Source organism: Nocardia sp. FDAARGOS_372, from assembly GCF_002554515.1.
Classification (GTDB): domain Bacteria; phylum Actinomycetota; class Actinomycetes; order Mycobacteriales; family Mycobacteriaceae; genus Nocardia; species Nocardia farcinica.
Genome location: NZ_PDDW01000001.1, coordinates 4,848,916 through 4,867,007 on the forward strand (window position 1 = coordinate 4,848,916; position 18,092 = coordinate 4,867,007).

Here is an 18,092-nt window from a genome sequence, read left to right on the forward strand (position 1 = left end):
CTACCGCGAGAGCGCCGGCATCGGCACCGCGTCGATCAGCGCCCGCGTGTACGGGTGCCGCGGGTCGCCGAGCACCTGCTCGGCGGGCCCCGACTCCACGATTCGGCCGCGGTGCATCACCGCGATGTCGTGGGCGAGGTTGCGCACCACCGAAAGATCGTGCGAGACGAACAGATACGACAGCCCGCGCTCGTCCTGCAGTTCGCGCAGCAGGTTCAGCACGCCGGCCTGGATGGAGACGTCCAGCGAGGACACCGGCTCGTCGAGCACCAGCAGTTCCGGGTCGAGCGCCAGCGCCCGCGCGATACTGATGCGCTGCTTCTGGCCGCCGGAGAAATCGGCCGGATAGCGTTCGGCGTGCTCGGGCCGCAACCCGACCAGTTCCAGCAGCTCCGGCACCCGGCGGGCGATCTCGGCGCGCGGGCGCCCGTCGATGCGCAAGGGCTGGGCCAGCACGTCGGAGATCGGCAGCCGGGGGTCCAGCGCGGCGGTCGGGTCCTGGAAGACGATCTGCATCTTCCTGCGCAGCTGCCTGGCCTGCGCCCGGGTGAGCGTGGCGACGTCGTGTCCGAGCACCTCGATGCGGCCGCCCTGCGGCGGTACCAGGTCGAGGATCTGGGTGAGCGTGGTGGACTTGCCCGACCCGGATTCGCCGACCAGCGCCAGCGTGCGCCCGGCGCGCACCTCGAAACCGATGCCGTCCACCGCGCGCACCTCGCCGGTGCGCCTGCGCAGGATCACCCCGGAGGTGATCGGGAAGGTCTTCACCAGGTCGGTGACCCGCAGTACCACCGGCGGTTCGGCGGCGCTCGCGGGGCCGGCGGGGGCGGCGGCGGATTCGACCTCGCGACGGTAGGCGGCGAACAGGTCCGCCGACCCCAGCTCCTCGGTGCGGATACAGGCCGCGGCCCGCGCCGGCCCGGTCGGTGCCAAGGGCGGTTCGGCGGCGCGGCAGGCGTCGACGGCCACCGGGCAGCGCGGGGCGAACGAACAACCCTGCGGCAGGGCGTGCATGGCGGGCGGGGCGCCCGCGATCGGGATCAGCGGGGCGCGGGCCGGGCCGTCCAGCCGCGGGATGGAGCCGAGCAGGCCGACCGTGTAGGGCATCCGAGGTTCGGCGAACAGTTCCGCCGCGGTCGCGGTCTCCACCACCCGGCCCGCGTACATCACCGCCACCCGGTCGGCGAGCGTGGCCGCGATGCCCATGTCGTGGGTGATCATCACCACGCCCGCACCGGTGATGTCGCGCGCCTGCCGCAGCAGATCCAGGATCTGCTTCTGCACGGTCACGTCCAGCGCGGTGGTCGGTTCGTCGCAGATGATCAGGGCCGGATCGTTGGCGATGGCCATCGCGATCACCACCCGCTGGCGCATACCGCCGGAGAACTCGTGCGGAAACGCCTTGGCGCGCACCGCAGCGTCCGGGATACCGACCAGCTCGAGCAGCTCCACCGCGCGCGCGGCCGCCTCCTTGCGGCCCATCCTGCCGTGCGCGAGCAGGGCCTCGGCCACCTGGTCACCCACCCGGTACACCGGGGTCAGCGCCGAGAGCGGATCCTGGAACACCATGCTGATCGAGCGGCCGCGCAGCTTGGACAGCTGCCGGTCGCCCAGGCCGAGCAGCTCGCGTCCGCGCAGCCGGATCGAACCGGAGATCCGCGCCTGCTCCGGCAGCAGCCCCATCACCGCCAGCGCCGACACCGATTTGCCCGAACCGGATTCGCCGACGATGGCCAGCACCTCGCCCTCGGCGACGGTGTAGTCCACCCCGCGCACCGCCTCGATGCGGCCCTCCTCGCTCGGAAAGGTCACCGTCAGCCCGGCGACCTCGAGCAGCGGCTCGCCCGTCGTCCGCCCGTCCGTCATGCCTTCCCCCGCTTCCGCTTCCGCGCACCCTTGGCGCCGGGGTCGAACGCGTCGCGCAACCCGTCGCCGATCAGGTTGGCGCACAGCACCACCGTGATCAGGAATCCGCCGGAGAACAGGAACAGCCAGGGGTAGGTGAGCGCCGAGGCGGTGCCGTCGCGGATCAGCGTCCCCAGCGAGACGTCCGGCGGCTGCACCCCGAAACCCAGGAAGCTCAGCCCGGTTTCGGCCATGATCGCCGCACCCACGGTGAGGGTGGTGTCGATGATGAGGATCGAGGCGATGTTGGGCATGATGTGCGTCGCGATCACGGTGCGCGTCGGCGCGCCCATATAGCGTGCGGCGCGCACGAATTCGCGTTCGCGCAGGCTCATCGTCAACCCGCGCACGATGCGCGCGCTGATCATCCAGCCGAAGGCGCTCAGCAACACCACCAGCAGCACGATGCCGCCGCCGCCCTTGACCCGCGGTGCGAACAGCATGATGACGATCGTGCTCGGCACGACCAGCAGCAGGTCGACCAGCCACATGATCGCCCGGTCGGTCCAGCCGCCGAGCAGGCCCGCCACCGACCCCGCGATCGCGGCGATCGCGGTGCTGAAGATCGCGACGCAGAAGCCGATGATCAGTGATTTCTGTGCCCCGCGCAGGGTTTGGGCGAGCACGTCGTGCCCGATCGGGTCGGTCCCGAACGGGTGACGCGGGCTCGGTGGCTGGCGCAGGGCGGTGCGGTCCTGGTCCAGGTAGTCGAAGGCCAGGAAGTGCGGCAGCACGAAACTGGCCAGCACGAGCAGCAGCAACACCACGGCCGCCACCACCGCGGGCTTGTTGCGCAGGAACCGCCGCCACACCAGCGCGCGCCTGCCCGTCGCGGACTCCGGTGCGCCCGCGACGATGATCTCGGCTTCGGTCATGACCGCCTCCCCCCGCGCCTCATCCGACCCGCACCCGCGGGTCCAGGATCGCGTAGACGATGTCGGAGAGCAGGCCCGAGACCAGCACCACGAGACCGGTGAACACGGTCACCGTCACCACCACGTAGATGTCCTGCGCGTTCACCGCGTCGACCAGCCACTCGCCCACACCGTGCCAGCCGAAGATCTTCTCGGTGAAGGTGGCGCCGGTGATCAGACCACCGAGGCTGTAGGCGAACAGCGTCGCCATCGGGATCAGGGCGGTGCGCAACCCGTGCTTGTACAGTGCCCGGCCGCGGGTGAGTCCTTTGGCGCGGGCGGTGCGGATGAAATCGCTCTGCAGCACGTCCAGCATCGCGTTGCGCTGGTAGCGGCTGTAGCCCGCCATGCCGCCCAGCGCCAGCGCCAGGGTCGGCAGCACCAGATGTTGCAGCCGGTCGAGCAACTGCGGCCACAGCCCCTCGATCCGGTGCGCCGAGGTCTCCCCGGTGTAGAGGAAAATCCGTTGACCGGTGAGCGAATTGATCTCCAGCGCACCGTATTTCAGTAACGTCGCGAGCAGGAAGATCGGCGTGCTCAGCAGCACCAGCGACACGATCGTGGTGAAGTAGTCGCTGAAGCGGTACTGCCGGATCGCCCCTGCCGCACCGATCAGCACGCCGAGCACGGTGCCGAGCACGGAACCGATCACCAGCAGCCGCAGGCTCACCCCGATCCGGCGGCCCAGTTCCTCGCTCACCGGCTGGCCCGCCAGTGTCGTGCCGAAATCGCCGCGCACCGCGCCGCTCACCCAGGTCAGGTAGCGCTGCGGGATCGGTTCGTCCAGGTGCAGTTGCTCGGCCTTGGCGTCGATCACCGCCTGCGGCGGCCGCGGGTTGCGCTGCTCGAGGCTGTCCAGCGGCCGGAAGGTGAGTCCGGCGACGGCGAAGGTCAGGAACGAGGCCAGCAGCAACAGCACGACGTAGTTCGCGGCGCGTCGTAGCAGGAAGCCGATCATCAGTCCTCAGGTCCTCCGGCGGGGGCCGGGCATACGGGTATCGGACCCTGATCATAGGGAGGCGGGCGCGGGCGCGTGCGGCACTCGTCCGGGCTCGGCATGTCCCCGCTGCGGGGGTTCCCGGCCGCGGCTGCGTCACTTCCCGACCGCGGCGGGCCGGTCATCCGGCAGGATGGATAGGTGACACGCCTGCACCTGCCCAAGCCGAAGATGGTCGCCACCGATGTGGACGGCACGCTCATCGACCACGACGAGCGCGTCAGTGCCCGTACCCGCGCGGCCGTCGCCGCCCTGGTCGCCGATGGCGTGCCGTTCGTGCTGGCGACCGGCAGGCCGCCGCGCTGGGTCGACCCGGTCGTGGAGGGGCTCGGGTACGCGCCGCTGTGCGTGTGCGCCAACGGCGCGGTCATCTACGACAGCGCGGCCGACAAGATCCTCGCCGGGCACGTGCTCGACGTGGCGACTCTGGAGTGGCTGGCCGAGATCGCCGAACACGCCCTGCCCGGCTGCGGGCTGGCCGCCGAGCGGGTCGGCGAGTCCGCGCACGACGCGGCCACGCCCCAGTTCGTCAGCTCGCCGGAGTACGAACACGCCTGGCTCAACCCCGACGACACCGCCGTCGCCCGGCACGAGGTGGTCGACGCGCCCGCGATCAAGATGCTCATCCGACTACCCGGGGCGCACAGCGGCGACATGCGCGACGCCCTGGCCCCGCTGGTCGGGGATCGCGCCGACATCACCTACTCCACCGATCACGGGCTCGTCGAACTGTCCGCGCCCGGGGTGACCAAGGCGTCCGGCCTGCGGACCGTGGCGCAGCGGCTCGGCGTCGAACCGGACACCCTCATCACCTTCGGCGACATGCCCAACGACGTGCCCATGCTCGAACTGGCGGGGCACGGCGTCGCCATGGCCAACGCGCACGCCGAAGCCATCGCGGCCGCCAACGAGGTCACCACCACCAACTCCGAGGACGGCGTGGCGCGCGTGCTCGAGCGCTGGTGGGGGTGAGGGCTCGGCCGGTGCTGTGGGGCGGTCGCCTCGGCTGCGGCGCCCGGACATCCCGTGGGGTGCCGGGCGGGTGATCAGGCCGGTACCGGTGCCGGGGCGGCAGGCTCGTCCGGAGCCGGAGCCGGAGCCGGAGCCGGAGCCGGAGCCGGAGCCGGAGCAGGGGAGGCCGGTGCCGCGGGATCGGCCGGGGCGTTCGGCGCGGGAGATGCGGGTCCGGCCGCGCCCGGAGCGCCCGGCGCGGGCGGCAGGGCTTGCGGGTCCGCGGGCGCTCCCGGCACCTGACCGGGCGCCGCCACCTCGTTGCGGCGCATCTCCTCCTGATAGGTGTCGTTGTAGGTCTTCCAGACGGTGGTGACGATGCCGGTGAGGTTGTTGAGGATCAGCGATCCGTTCTGGAAGTCCGAACGCAGGCCGTCCGGCACCGGGTAGGGGCTGCTCAGCGGCAGGCCGAGGATGCCGGCGTCGGCGCCGAGCTGCAGGAACCGTTCGAGGATGGCGCCCACCACCTCCACGGCCTGGCCCTGCGGAGAGGTGTAGACGTAGCCGTTGACGAACTTGGCGTACTGCTGGCCTTGAGCGGCGGGCAGCGGCTCGGACTGGGCGGCGCCCAGCGGGCCCTCGGGTCCACCGGTCGCGGCGTAGTGCTTGGCGATCAGGTTGTCGTTGACCATGCTCAGCAGGCGCGCGGTGAGTTCGGCCAGCGCGGCCAGGTCCGACTGGGTGCGGCGCGGCGCCTCGGAGCCGGAGCTACCCGGCGCGCCCGCGGCGATGTCGCGGATGCGGTCCATCATCGAGTACGCGGCGTCGCCGGGGCAGCTGGTGTTGCCGACATCGCGGTGCGCGAAGACGATCGGCAACCGCACCTCCTCACCCTCGGCGTACGGGGTGAACTCGGTGCCTTCGGAGTACATGGTGGTGTAGCCCTTGGGATCGAGTCCGGCGATCCGGGTGCGCCAGCCGATGAATCGGCCGATCGCGTCGATGGCGGCGTCGGTCGGCGCCTCGGACTCGTGGTTGCCCATCAGCGCCACGCCGGAGGTGTTCTCGTTGAACCCGCCCGCGTGCGCGCCCTGCACCGGCCGGTCCAGGCCGCCGCGGCGGCCCTCGAAGATCTGGCCGTACTTGTCGACCAGGGCGTTGTAGCCGATGTCGCACCAGCCCAGGGTCTGCGAGTGGTAGGTGTAGATGGCGCGCACGATGCCCGCCGACTCGGCCTTGCTGTAATCGTTGCGGCCCGCGGTGTGGTGCACGGTGACGCCGCCGAGGCCGTCGTCGTAGGTCGGTTCCTGGCAGTTGATGGATTCGTCGGCGCCCCACTGCGCCCGGGTGATGACGTTCGGGCCGCCGCCGGGCAGCGCGGTGGCGATGTCGGACAGCGCGCCGTCCAACGGTCCACGGCCCGGATCGATCAGCACCGCGGTGAGGTCGGGCGTGTGCGCGGGGTCCTCGGCGATGGCCGCGATCCCGCCGGATTGCGCTGCGGCGCTTGGTGTTTGCGGCTGCGTAGCGGCCGGTTTGCGGGTCACCAGGATCTGGACCGCGGTGGTCTCGCCGACGTAGATCGGCTCGGTGCCGTTGGTCGGGCCCGCGGGCGTGCGGTCGTCGCGGCGGGTGTCCAGCGCGGCGGCTTCGTACCAGGGACCCCAGCTGCCGTCGGGTTGGCGGGCCCGCACCATCGCGGTGGTGTTCGCCAGATCCGCCGCGGTGAGCGCGACCATGCTGAACGGCGTGTCCCGCGACAGCTCCTTGACCTGCGCGCCGACCTGATCCAGCAGTTCCTGCGGCAGCGCGCCGGGTGCCAGCGCCGGTGTGTCGGGTGTCGTGCCGGGCGGCAACGCGCCGGGGTCGGCGATGAACTTCGTCGACGCGGGGGAGGGGACCGGGCTCGCCGTCGCGGGCGCGGGCACCGGCTGGCCGGGCACCGGCGCAGGCATGGCCGGCGCGGTGGTGGTCGGGGCCGCGCCCGGGGTGGGCGCGGGGGTGGTGGTCGGGGTGCCGGAATCGAATCGCGGCAGCGGGATCTCGGTGGGCAGCTGGATGCCGGGCGGCACCGGCAACCCCTCCGGAATGTGGATCGAGGGCGGGATCGGCAGCTTGCGCAGATCGGAAAGGCGCAGGTCGGGCAGGTTGAGCCCGGTCAGTTCGCGCAGCGGCAGGGTGATGTCGGGTGCCTGGGTGAGCACCACCTCGGCGAGCTGTGCGGGCACGGCGGCCAGGGCCGACTCGTTGGTCGAGCGGACATCGGCCGAGTCGCTCATCGTCAACGCCGCGAGGGGAGCCGCAACCGCGAGGGTGGTCACCATCGGTAGGACGAACGAACGTTTCGGCTTGCGCTGCGGCACGAGCATCTCCCATCAGGTCGAACGGTGATCAGGTGCGCAGATCAGGCTTGCTTCCTGATGCAACAGCCATCACACTAGTTCACATCCATCACAAATATAAACCTCTGGTTTAGGGTTAGACCTGTGATTGCTCGAATGTAGCCCTCGGAGCGCGGCCGGTCCGGGAGACATGCCGACAAGTGGGAGTGAGCCATGCAACGCAAGCGCCAGCTCGACGACAGCGACAACGCCGGCCTACGCCGGACCCGGCGCCGGATCCGGCTGCGGATCAGGAACCGGGTCGGCCCACCGACGGTCCGGCTGCGCCCCGTCCTCGCCACCGGCGGCACCGTCCTGCTGGTCGGCGGCGCCCTGGCCTACACCCAGTGGCCCGTCGACCGGGCATACGAACCCCTGGCAGGCCCGGGTCACGGACGCGGCATGAGCCAGGTCGGCGCGTTCGACAGCGCCCAGGAGGGCTGGCTGGCCGAACGCATCCTCGCCCACTACTACCCGGGCGCCACCCTGGGGACGGTCCCGCCGACCACCCTCGCAGTGCGGTTGATGGATCAGGACGACGCGGTGCTGGACGCCTACGCCGACGCGGGCGCGCGGGTGGCAGGCCGCACCCTCGAACCCGGCCAGGTCGCGCATCTGACCCCGCTCGCCGACGGCGGCGCCAACGTCGTGGTCACCCTGGGCTGCGACGGCGACGTGCTGTGGCAGACCTCGACCGCCGACCCGTGGATCTATCCCCTCGACCCCAATCCCGGCAGGCCGGCCGAGGAACACCTCACGCTGTGCAACGGCCGCGCCTACCGCGGCTCGCTCGGCGTCGCCACCGAGGACGGCGCCTTCCGGACGGTGAACCGCGTGGACGTCGAGGACTACCTGCTCGGCGTGGTGCCCGCCGAGGTGCAGGCCAACTGGGCCGACAAGGGCGCCGGCGAGGCATTGCGCGCGCAGGCGGTCGCCGCGCGCTCCTACGCGCTCGCCGAACAGCGCTACCCCTACGCCCAGACCTGCGACACCACCGACTGCCAGGTGTATCCGGGCACCGAGAAGGAGGACCCGCGCACCGCGGCCGCCGTCGCCTCGACCGCCGGGCAGGTGCTGCTGCGCGACGGGCACATCCTGCGCTCGGAATACTCCGCGGCCCCCGACGGCGGCGCGCCCGCCGACATCCAGACCTTCGAGGTCGGCCCGCGCCCGGCCGACCTGGAGGTGGCCCGTCCGCCCGCCGATCCGCGCACCCGGGCCGCCGAGACGCCCTCGGCGATCGACGTCGAATACGAGCGGATCGGCGGGGCGAACAGCACGCTCGGTACCCCGCTCGGCCCGGAGTGGGGGCTGCCGCAGAACGCGGGCACCTACCGGCTGTTCACCAACGGCGTCATCATCGCCACGCCGACGCTGGGCGCGCAGGTCGTCGATTTCACGACACTGATGGAATTGATCCCGGGCACAGACGGATTGGACACCCTGCCCACGGAGACGGTGCCCTCAGAGACCGTGCCCTCGGAGACGGCGCCTTCGGAGTCCGTGCCCCCGGGAACCGTGCCGCCCGGCGGGGCGCCGCCGGTGGAGGCGCTGCCACGGCACCCGGCCGGCCTTCCCATGCCGCCGCTCGCGGATCCGGTGGTGCCGGCGGACGTGCCCGCCCCCGTCCCGCCGCCCGGGGCCGCGCCCGCCTGATCACCCCGCCCGAAACCGCGGAAAAAGACTGTTGACCTTGACGTAACGTCAACTTGCAGACTGGTCTCACCGATGAGAAACGCGGAAGGAGAACCGGTCATGACGTCGGGTACCCGCACCGGCGAATGGTCCATCCAGGATCTGGCCAGGGCGGCCGGTACCACCAGCCGGACGCTGCGCCACTACGGCCAGCTCGGGCTGTTGCCACCCAGCCGGATCGGCGCCAACGGGTACCGATACTACGACCAGGACTCCCTCCTGCGCCTGCAACGGATCCTGCTGCTGCGCGAACTCGGCCTCGGCCTCCCGGTCATCGCCGAGGTCCTCGCGGGCGAGCAGGACACCGCGGCAGCGCTGCGCACGCACCTGGACCTGCTGACGCAGGAACAGGACCGGATCCGGCGGCTGATCGAGTCGGTACGAACCACGCTGCAGAAGACGGAAAGAGGTGAACAGCTCGTGGCAGCAGAAGTTTTCGACGGCTTCGATCACTCCCAGTACAAGGACGAGGTGATCGAGCGCTGGGGCAAGGACGCCTACGACAGGGGCGACAAGTGGTGGCGCTCGCTGTCGGAGGAGCAGAAGAAGGAGTTCGGGCAGACCCACCTGGACATCGCGGCCGACTACGGCCGGGCGCACGCGGCGGGCCTGCCCGTCGACAGCGACGAGGTGCAGGCCATCGCGGCCCGGCACCGCGACTGGATCGCGCTCGGCTGGCAGGGCAAGCCCGTCACCGCCGACGCCTTCGTCAACCTCGGTGAGATGTACGTCGCCGACCCGCGTTTCGCGGCCAACTACGACGTGCACGGCGAGGGCACCGCGGCCTACGTCCGCGACGCGATGAAGGTCTACGCCGAGGCGAACCTCCGGTAGGCCGATCTCGGACAGGCGCCCGCGTGGAGCGATCCGCGCGGGCGCCGTCGCGCATCCGGCGTCGGCGCTGCGCATACTTGGCGTGTCGTTCGCGCGCACGAGGAGGAACCATGAGCGCCCCCGAGGTCAGGGCAGGCAGTGCCAGCACCACCGCGAGCGTCACCGCCACGGTGAGCGCGGGGTTCGCCGCCGTCGGTGCGGCGGCCAACGTGCTGGGGCTGCTCATCCTGGCTGCGTCGTTCGTGTCCGACCCGGGCCGCTACGACAACTCACTGGCCGTCGCCACGGCGCTCGGGGCCGCGCTGCTGGCGGTCGCGCTGGGATACGGTGCGCTGCAGATGCTCCGGCGCGCGGACGAGGGGCGCTGGATGGTGCTGCTCGCGTCGGGCGCCTGGCTCGCCTTCGCCGCCCTCGGCCTGCTCGCCGCCCTGACCGGGTACCGATCCGACTACGGCATCCGCTGGTCCGCCGAAGGCGGCACCGGGGTGGACATCGCGACCGCGACCACCGGCCTGCCCGGCGTGGTCACCGCCTTCGTGCACGGCGACTGGCTGCCGTGCCTGGTGGGTTCGGTTGTGCCACTGGTGATCGCGGCCGTCGCCGCCGTCCCGGCCACAGCCCGCTGGTTCGCCACCGCGCCCACCTCCTGACGCGCTGGAGCCTCGACTGCGGTGTACCCGCCTGGTCATCAGCCTCCGTGGGCAGCGCCGCAGTACGGCCGCCCGAACAACCCACCCGCACCCCTGCCGAGCGGCGCGACCGCGCGGACCGCGGCCGTGCTGGCGATGGTCCTGGCGGTGCTGGCAGGCACCGCGGCCGGGTTCGCCCTGCACGCGGCGGTCGAGCTGGACAACGCCGGGCACGGCCGGGCAGGGGCGGCCGCGCGCGAGAGTGCTCAATGGCTCTGGCTGCTCGGCTGGGCACAGCTGATCGGCGCGGGCACGTGGTTCCTCGGCGGTGCGATGCTGGCCGCCCGTGTCAACGCGGGCCGGGTGATCCTGATCGTGGTCTCCTTCTTCGGCGTGATCGGCAGCGCGACCGGGCTCGCCGTCGGGCTCGGTAGCGGCACGCCGGTCGCCGTCGGGAGCGGTGCCGTCGGCCTCGGCCTGGCGACACTGGTGCTGTCCCTGGCCGCGGCCCGCTCCACGATGCGCTGGGTCGATGCGGGGCGGAACCGCACGTCGGCTCGGTATCCGGGGCCTGCCCCCGCGGGCCCGCCACCGTATGGATGGCGCGGCCCGGCCCATCCGTCCGCCGCTCCCGGTCCGGTGGTTCCCGGGTGGGGTGCGGGGACCGTTCATCCCCCGCACCCCGCTCATCCACAGCCCGGCCCGGGCGTGCCGCACGGGTACGGCGGAAACCCGTATCCACGGTGACCCCGGCCGTGCCCGGAACCAGCCCCGATCCGCTCACCAGCGGGAAAACCGGAGCTGTCGGGGGCGGCCGGGCCGAGGGTATGACTGCACCCTGCCCCGGTCGGGACTTCCGATACTCTGGGCTCCCGTGACCGTCGCATCGTCCTCCGGTAACTCCGCCAACGTCAACGCACAGTTCGATCTGATCGTCGTCGGCTCCGGCTTCTTCGGGCTGACCATCGCCGAGCGCACGGCCAATGTGCTGGGCAAACGGGTGCTGGTGCTGGACCGGCGCCACCACATCGGCGGCAACGCCTACTCGGAGCCGGAACCGGAGACCGGGATCGAGATCCACAAGTACGGTGCCCACCTGTTCCACACCTCCAACAAGCGGGTGTGGGACTACGTCAACCAGTTCACCGAGTTCACCGGCTACCAGCACCGGGTGTTCGCGATGCACAAGGGGCAGGCCTACCAGTTCCCGATGGGCCTCGGCCTGATCTCGCAGTTCTTCGGTCGCTACTTCACCCCGGACGAGGCGCGCAAGCTCATCGCCGAGCAGGCCGCCGAGATCGACACCAAGGACGCCCAGAACCTCGAGGAGAAGGCCATCTCGCTGATCGGCCGCCCGCTCTACGAGGCGTTCATCCGCGACTACACCGCCAAGCAGTGGCAGACCGACCCCAAGGAACTGCCTGCGGGCAACATCACCCGCCTGCCGGTGCGCTACACCTTCGACAACCGCTACTTCAACGACACCTACGAGGGCCTGCCCAAGGAGGGGTACACGAAGTGGCTGGAGAACATGGCGGCCTCCGAGCTCATCGAGGTGCGGCTGAACACCGACTGGTTCGAGGTGCGTGCGGAGATCCGGGCCGCCAATCCGGACGCGCCGGTGGTCTACACCGGCCCGCTGGACCGCTACTTCGACTACAGCGAGGGCGAACTCGGCTGGCGCACCATCGATTTCGAGACCGAAGTGGTGCAGACCGGTGACTACCAGGGCACCTCGGTGATGAACTACAACGACGCCGACGTGCCGTTCACCCGCATCATCGAGCCGCGCCACTTCCACCCCGAGCGCGAGTACTACCCGAACGACAAGACGGTCATCATGCGGGAGTACTCCCGCTTCGCCCAGACCGGCGACGAGCCGTACTACCCGATCAACACCCCCGAAGACCGCGCCAAGCTGCTGGCCTACCGGGAGCGCGCCAAGCGGGAGACCGCCGAGGCCAAGGTGCTCTTCGGCGGCAGGCTCGGCACCTACCAGTACCTGGACATGCACATGGCGATCGGTTCGGCGCTGAGCATGTTCGACAACGTGCTGCGTCCGCACCTGGAAGCGGGCGCGGCGCTCGTCGACGAACAGGACTGAGGCCCTTGACCAGGCGCGCCAACACCGAAAGCCGACGATGACCCAGTCGATAGTGGAAGACATGACGACCCAGACCCGCGCGACCTCGCTGTTGCAGCGCATCATCCTGCCCCGGCCGGGTGAACCGCTCGACGTGCGCACGCTCTATCTGGAGGAATCGGCGACCAACGCCCGCCGCGCGCACGCGGCCACCCGCACCTCGCTCTCGATCGGCGCGGAGTCGGAGGTGTCGTTCTGCACCTACTTCAACGCGCTGCCCGCCAGCTACTGGCGGCGCTGGACGGTCCTGACCTCCGTGGTGCTGCGGCTGGAGCTGGCCGGCCACGGGCGGGTGGACGTCTACCGCTCCAAGGCCGACGGCTCGCGAATCCACGTGCAGGGCAAGGAGTTCTCCGTGCCCGCCGGTGCGGAGTCCACGACGGTGGAGTTCGAGACCGAGCTGGCGCCGTTCGAGGACGGCGGCTGGATCTGGTTCGACATCACCACCGACACCGCGGTGACGCTGCTCGCGGGCGGCTGGTACGCGCCGCTGGAAGCGCCGGGGGAGGGCAGCATCGCCGTCGGCATGCCCACCTTCAACCGGCCCACCGACGCGGTGAAGACGCTGGCCGCGCTCGGCGCCGACCCGCTGGTGCTGGAGAAGGTCGCGGCCGTCATCATCCCCGACCAGGGCACCCGCAAGGTCGTCGACGAACCCGGGTTCGCCGAGGCCGCGGCGGTGCTCGGTGACCGGCTCGCCATCCACGACCAGCCCAATCTGGGCGGGTCCGGCGGCTACAGCCGGGTGATGTACGAGGCGCTGAAGACCACCGACGCCGAGTACATCGTCTTCATGGACGACGACATCGAGATCGAGCCCGATTCGATCCTGCGCGCGCTCGCCTTCGCCCGCTTCGCGAAGTCGCCCGTGCTGGTCGGCGGGCAGATGCTCAACCTGCAGGAACGCTCGCACCTGCACGTCATGGGCGAGGTCGTCGACCGGTCGATCTTCATGTGGACCGCCGCGCCGAACGTGGAGTACGACCACGATTTCGCCAAGTACCCGCTGCGCGACCGCGACAACTCCAAGCTGCTGCACCGGCGCATCGACGTCGATTTCAACGGCTGGTGGACCTGCGTGATCCCGCGCCAGGTGGCCGAGCAGATCGGCCAGCCGCTGCCGCTGTTCCTCAAGTGGGACGACGTCGAGTACGGCCTGCGCGCCCGCGAAGCCGGCTACCCGACGGTGACGCTGCCCGGCGCCGCGGTGTGGCACATGGCCTGGAGCGACAAGGACGACGCGATCGACTGGCAGGCCTACTTCCACCTGCGCAATCGCCTGGTCGTCGCGGCGCTGCACCTGCCGGGCGAGGGCCGCGGCATGATCGTCAACACCGTCAAGGCGACCCTGAAACACCTGCTCTGCCTGGAGTATTCGACCGTCGCCATCCAGAACCTGGCGATCCGCGACTTCCTGGCCGGACCGGACCGGTTGTTCCAGCTGCTGCCCTCGGCGCTGGGCGCGGTGCACGCACTGCGCAAGCAGTACCCGGACGCGGTGATCCTGCCCTCCTCCACCGAACTGCCGCTGGCCAGCCACCTGGACGTGGGCGCGGTGGGCGAGCCCGCCAACCCGGTGTCCAAGATCGGCAGGCTGGCCAAGGGCATCGTGCACAACCTGCGCCCGGCCCGCCCCGAACACCACGAGACCCCGCAGCTGAACGTGCCGACCCTGGACGCGCGATGGTTCCTGCTCTCGCAGGTCGACGGCGTCACCGTCACCACCGCCGACGGGCGTGGCGTGGTGTACCGCAAGCGCGATCCGCGGCAGGCCTGGGGCCTGTTCAAGGAGGCGATGCGCCTGCGCAAGGAACTCGCCGCGCGCTTCCCCGAGCTGCGCGAACGCTACCGGGCCGCCCATCCGCGGCTCACCGGCGCCGCCGCCTGGGAGAACGCGTTCGGCATCGAACAGACCGGAAGCGAGCGCCCGTGAACGCCGTAAACCCGAGCCTGCGCGACACCGGTACCCGGCCGCCCGAGGTCGCCGTCATCAACGCCGTGCAGGGCAGCATCGGCGCCAACCCGGCGGTGATCTCGGCCGCACGCGGCATGTCGCATTTCGGTGAGCACGCGCTCGGCTGGGTCGGCATCGCCGCGGCGGGCTGGCTGGTCGACAAGCCGCGCAGGCGGCAATGGGCCGGGGTCGCGGTCGGCGCGGTCGGCGCGCACGCGGCCTCCATCGTGATCAAGCGTGTCGTGCGGCGCCCGCGCCCGAACGATCCGTCGGTGCAGGTCAACGTGGGAACGCCGAGCAAGCTGAGCTTCCCGTCCTCGCACGCCGCCTCCACCACGGCGGCGGCCGTGTTGCTCGGCAGACTCACCGGGCTACCCTTGCCTGCGGTGCTCGTCCCCCCGATGCTGCTCTCCCGGGTCGTGCTGGGGGTGCACTATCCCTCCGACGTGCTCGCCGGGTCGGCGCTCGGCGCGGCGTCCGCGAGCGTCGTGCTGGCCGCCGAGAAGCGGCGGGCCGCGCGGCGGGCCCGGAGGCGATAGCGTGCCCAACCACGTCGGGGACCGGGCGCACCGCACCGCAGAGACAGTGACCGCAGAAGAAAAGGCCTTGGGTGAGATGAGTGAAGAGCCGACCGGCGCCGATCTGGCCGAAGCCGTCGTCAAGGGGCCGCCCAAGACCCTGGCCGGCGGGCTGATCAAGGCGGTCCGGCCGCGCCAATGGGTCAAGAACGTCCTCGTGCTCGCGGCGCCGCTGGCCGCGGGCCCGGAGACCGTCAGCGACCTGACCGTGCTCAGCCACGTGGCCATCGCCTTCGTGGTGTTCTGCATGGCTGCCTCGGGCATCTACCTGGTCAACGACGCGCTCGACGTGGAGGCCGACCGCGCCCATCCCACCAAGCGGTTCCGGCCCATCGCGGCGGGCGTGGTGCCGGTCAACCTGGCCTACGTGCTCGCGACCGTGCTGCTGGTCGGTTCGGTGCTCGTCTCCTTCCTCGCCTCGTGGAACCTGGCCGTGGTGATGGCGGTCTACATCGGCATCCAGCTGGCCTACTGCCTGGGGCTCAAGCACCAGGCGGTGCTCGACATCTGCATCGTCTCCTCGGGCTTCCTGCTGCGCGCGGTCGCCGGCGGTGCGGCGGCCGACATCTCGCTGTCGCAGTGGTTCCTGCTGATCATGGCGTTCGGCTCGCTGTTCATGGCCGCGGGCAAGCGCTACGCCGAGTTGCAGATCGCGCTGGGCACCGGCGCCAAGATCCGCAAGTCGCTCGAGTACTACACACCGACCTACCTGCGCTTCATCTGGACGCTGGCGGCCACCGCCGTCGTGGTCTTCTACGGCCTGTGGGCGTTCGAGCAGGATCGCGACAACGACACGACCTGGTTCGCGATCTCGATGATTCCGTTTACCATCGCAATCCTGCGATACGCGGTCGACGTCGATGGCGGCGAGGCCGGTGAACCCGAAGAGATCGCCCTGGGGGACCGCGTGCTGCAGTTCCTCGCAATCGCCTGGATCGGAGCGGTAGGTGTCGCTGTCTATCTCACCTGAGGAAGCGTTGGTCGATACAGCGGAGCGAACTGAAGACGAGGCGGACCGCCCTGCCGAGCGGGCGCGGTCCGCCTCGTCGTCGCTACGGCTGTCCTCGGCCACGTTCGTCGGTGGGATCGTGCTCACCGTCGTGCTGTTCGCGATCGGCGCCTGGCAGCGGCGCTGGATCGCCGACGACGGCCTGATCGTGCTGCGCACCGTGCGCAACCTGCTCGCGGGCAACGGCCCGGTGTTCAACATGGACGAGCGGGTCGAGACCAACACCAGCGCCGCCTGGACCTACATCGTCTGGTTCTTCAGCTGGCTCACCCAGATGCGCCTCGAGTACGTGGTGCTGGCGGTGGCGCTGACCCTCTCGCTGATCGCGATGGTCTTCGCGATGCTCGGCGCGGCGCGGCTGTGGGGCGGGCCGCGGACCGCGCTGCTGCTGCCCGCCGGTGTGCTGGTCTACATCGCGGTGCCGCCCGCGCGGGACTACGCGACCTCGGGGCTGGAGAGCGGGCTGGTCATCTGCTGGCTCGCGGTCCTGTGGTGGTCGCTGATGCGCTGGGCGCGGGCCGAGCGGGTGCGGCCGGGCGCGCTGGCCGGGCTGGTCTTCCTGGCCGGGCTCGCGCCGCTGATCCGGCCGGAGATGACGCTGGTCGGCGGCCTCGCGCTGGTGATGATCTTCTTCGCCCCGATGCCGCAGTGGCGGCTCGGCCCGGTCGCGACCCGCGCGCTGATCGTGGCGGTCGCGGGCCTGGTGCCGCTGGGCTACCAGATCTGGCGGATGGGCTACTACGGCCTGCCCTACCCGAACACCGCCGTGGCCAAGGACGCCGGCGGGGCGAAGTGGAGCCAGGGCTTCACGTATCTGTGGGACCTGGTCGGTCCCTACCTGCTGTGGCTGCCGCTGCTGATCCTGCTGGCCGCCGCGATCGTCGCGGTGCGTGGCGGCGGTCTGCCCGCCTGGTCGCCCGCGGGCGACGGTAGCGAAGCGCCCGGCGGTGCCGGGGAGTCGCGGCTGCTGCGGGTGCGGCGGTGGCTGCGCTCGCCGGCCGCCGTGGTCGCGCTGGTGCTCGTCAGCGGTCTGCTGCTGACGGTCTACGCGCTGCGCGTCGGCGGCGACTTCATGCACGGGCGGATGCTGCTGCCCCAGTTGTTCCTGCTGTTGCTGCCGGTCGCCGTGCTGCCGGTGCGGTTGCCGGTGCCGCGCTCGGTGGCCGGGCAGCGCACCCTGGCCGCCGTGCTGCTGGCCTGGGCCGGGGCGATGGGCTGGGCGCTGTTCGCCGCCGACACCACCGCGATCAAGACCGGCACCAAGATCAGCGAGTCGGGCATCGTCGACGAGCGGGTCTACTACGTGCTCAACACCGGCCACGACCACCCGATCCGGGCCGAGGACTACCTCGACTACCCGCGGATGCGGGCGATGGTGAACAACATCGCCGAGAACCCCAACGGCGGCCTGCTGCTGAACTCGCCGTCGTTCATGTTCTGGTACGTGGCGCCGCCGCCGCAGCCGATCCCGCCGGGCGGGGCCGGGCACACGGTGTTCTTCCTCAACCTGGGCATGACGAGCATGAACGTGCCGCTGGAGGTGCGCGTCATCGACCAGATGGGGCTGGCGTATCCGCTGGCCGCGCACACCGACCGCCTGGAGAACGGGCGCATCGGCCACGACAAGAACCTCTACCCGGACTGGGTGATCGTGGACGCGGGCATGGTGGACCGCAAACCGTGGATGCCGTGGTATCTCGACGAGAAGTGGGTGACCCAGGCCAGGGTCGCGATGTCGTGCCCGCAGACCCAGGCGCTGCTCATCTCCTCGCGTGACCCGCTCACCTTCGAGCGGTTCCGGCACAACCTGCGCAACGCCCTGGACTTCGCGAAGTACCGGATCGATCGGGTGCCGAAGTACGAGATCCAGCGATGCGGATTGGTCGATCCGTTCCCACCGCCGCCGCGATGAAACCTCTTCGAGTTGTCACACCGGCCACAGGCGTGCACGCTTGGCTCAGTGGTCGCATCGCGGTAGTGGCCTGCGCCGCTTTATCTCGATTCGGTAACGTCGGCGCGTCGGGGAGAGGTTAGGCTCATCCGGTACGCCCGCGGGCGTCTACTGGACTTTGTACATTCCGGCGGCCATCCGGCGTCGGACG

At 70.8% G+C, this 18,092-nt stretch carries 14 protein-coding genes; 10 read left to right on the plus strand and 4 right to left on the minus strand.

Features of this window, described 5'->3' with window-relative positions:
• From CRM89_RS22795 to CRM89_RS22805, 3 genes are read right to left on the minus strand one after another with little or no spacing between them, the layout of a single operon-like run.
• Positions 1-1,866, minus strand: coding sequence for an ABC transporter ATP-binding protein (locus CRM89_RS22795; protein WP_098086159.1), 1,866 nt, complete (start codon positions 1,864-1,866; stop codon positions 1-3).
• Positions 1,863-2,780 carry an ABC transporter permease gene (locus CRM89_RS22800; RefSeq protein ID WP_011206697.1) on the minus strand — a complete coding sequence of 306 codons (918 nt, stop codon included), beginning with the start codon at positions 2,778-2,780 and terminating at the stop codon, positions 1,863-1,865. The genes CRM89_RS22795 and CRM89_RS22800 overlap by 4 nt, the downstream gene beginning before the upstream one ends.
• Before the next feature lie 19 nt (positions 2,781-2,799).
• Positions 2,800-3,777, minus strand: a complete 978-nt coding sequence (locus CRM89_RS22805; RefSeq protein WP_011206698.1) for an ABC transporter permease — start codon at positions 3,775-3,777, stop codon at positions 2,800-2,802.
• Between the two features lie 210 nt (positions 3,778-3,987).
• Here CRM89_RS22805 and CRM89_RS22810 point away from each other — a divergent pair, with 210 nt between their 5' ends.
• The gene (locus CRM89_RS22810; RefSeq protein WP_371392071.1) at positions 3,988-4,788 is read left to right on the plus strand and encodes an HAD family hydrolase; all 801 of its coding nucleotides are present in this window, start codon (positions 3,988-3,990) and stop codon (positions 4,786-4,788) included.
• 74 nt (positions 4,789-4,862) lie between these two features.
• Here the strand turns inward: CRM89_RS22810 and CRM89_RS22815 are convergent, their stop codons facing one another.
• On the minus strand, positions 4,863-7,136 hold the full coding sequence (locus tag CRM89_RS22815; RefSeq protein WP_098086161.1) for an N-acetylmuramoyl-L-alanine amidase: 2,274 nt from the start codon (positions 7,134-7,136) through the stop codon (positions 4,863-4,865).
• A 186-nt stretch (positions 7,137-7,322) separates the two neighbouring features.
• Here CRM89_RS22815 and CRM89_RS22820 point away from each other — a divergent pair, with 186 nt between their 5' ends.
• The 9 genes from CRM89_RS22820 (at position 7,323) to zomB (ending at position 17,902) form a co-directional block, all read left to right on the plus strand.
• A complete protein-coding gene (locus CRM89_RS22820) occupies positions 7,323-8,804 on the plus strand; it encodes a SpoIID/LytB domain-containing protein (protein WP_098086163.1) in 1,482 nt (493 codons plus the stop codon).
• 99 nt (positions 8,805-8,903) lie between these two features.
• Positions 8,904-9,677 (plus strand): TipAS antibiotic-recognition domain-containing protein, encoded by a 774-nt coding sequence (locus tag CRM89_RS22825; RefSeq protein ID WP_060593850.1) that lies wholly within the window; start codon positions 8,904-8,906, stop codon positions 9,675-9,677.
• Positions 9,678-9,787: 110 nt separating this feature from the next.
• Positions 9,788-10,327: a hypothetical protein gene (locus CRM89_RS22830; protein WP_086838562.1), complete on the plus strand. Its 540-nt coding sequence runs from the start codon at positions 9,788-9,790 to the stop codon at positions 10,325-10,327.
• Positions 10,328-10,453: 126 nt separating this feature from the next.
• Entirely contained in the window at positions 10,454-11,053 is a 600-nt protein-coding gene (locus CRM89_RS22835; protein ID WP_098086165.1) for a hypothetical protein, read from the plus strand.
• Between the two features lie 127 nt (positions 11,054-11,180).
• Positions 11,181-12,410, plus strand: coding sequence for a UDP-galactopyranose mutase (gene glf / locus CRM89_RS22840; RefSeq protein ID WP_011206705.1), 1,230 nt, complete (start codon positions 11,181-11,183; stop codon positions 12,408-12,410).
• A gap of 37 nt (positions 12,411-12,447) precedes the next feature.
• Complete coding sequence (locus CRM89_RS22845; protein ID WP_060593847.1) at positions 12,448-14,382, plus strand: glycosyltransferase; 1,935 nt, start codon at positions 12,448-12,450, stop codon at positions 14,380-14,382.
• A 56-nt stretch (positions 14,383-14,438) separates the two neighbouring features.
• Positions 14,439-14,942, plus strand: coding sequence for a phosphatase PAP2 family protein (locus tag CRM89_RS22850; protein WP_371392072.1), 504 nt, complete (start codon positions 14,439-14,441; stop codon positions 14,940-14,942).
• A 76-nt stretch (positions 14,943-15,018) separates the two neighbouring features.
• Complete coding sequence (locus CRM89_RS22855; RefSeq protein ID WP_060593846.1) at positions 15,019-15,951, plus strand: decaprenyl-phosphate phosphoribosyltransferase; 933 nt, start codon at positions 15,019-15,021, stop codon at positions 15,949-15,951.
• Positions 15,952-15,958: 7 nt separating this feature from the next.
• Positions 15,959-17,902, plus strand: coding sequence for a flagellar motor control protein ZomB (zomB, locus tag CRM89_RS22860; protein ID WP_098086168.1), 1,944 nt, complete (start codon positions 15,959-15,961; stop codon positions 17,900-17,902).
• Positions 17,903-18,092: the final 190 nt, after the last annotated feature.

What these genes read in the sequence shown, in the direction of transcription:
- CRM89_RS22815 (WP_098086161.1), bottom strand. Translation starts at nt 7,136, where the DNA reads ATGCTCGTGCCGCAGCGCAAGCCGAAACGTTCGTTCGTCCTACCGATG.
- CRM89_RS22825 (WP_060593850.1), top strand. Translation starts at nt 8,904, where the DNA reads ATGACGTCGGGTACCCGCACCGGCGAATGGTCCATCCAGGATCTGGCC.
- CRM89_RS22830 (WP_086838562.1), top strand. Translation starts at nt 9,788, where the DNA reads ATGAGCGCCCCCGAGGTCAGGGCAGGCAGTGCCAGCACCACCGCGAGC.
- CRM89_RS22855 (WP_060593846.1), top strand. Translation starts at nt 15,019, where the DNA reads ATGAGTGAAGAGCCGACCGGCGCCGATCTGGCCGAAGCCGTCGTCAAG.
- CRM89_RS22795 (WP_098086159.1), bottom strand. Translation starts at nt 1,866, where the DNA reads ATGACGGACGGGCGGACGACGGGCGAGCCGCTGCTCGAGGTCGCCGGG.
- CRM89_RS22810 (WP_371392071.1), top strand. Translation starts at nt 3,988, where the DNA reads ATGGTCGCCACCGATGTGGACGGCACGCTCATCGACCACGACGAGCGC.
- CRM89_RS22845 (WP_060593847.1), top strand. Translation starts at nt 12,448, where the DNA reads ATGACCCAGTCGATAGTGGAAGACATGACGACCCAGACCCGCGCGACC.
- CRM89_RS22805 (WP_011206698.1), bottom strand. Translation starts at nt 3,777, where the DNA reads ATGATCGGCTTCCTGCTACGACGCGCCGCGAACTACGTCGTGCTGTTG.
- CRM89_RS22800 (WP_011206697.1), bottom strand. Translation starts at nt 2,780, where the DNA reads ATGACCGAAGCCGAGATCATCGTCGCGGGCGCACCGGAGTCCGCGACG.
- CRM89_RS22820 (WP_098086163.1), top strand. Translation starts at nt 7,323, where the DNA reads ATGCAACGCAAGCGCCAGCTCGACGACAGCGACAACGCCGGCCTACGC.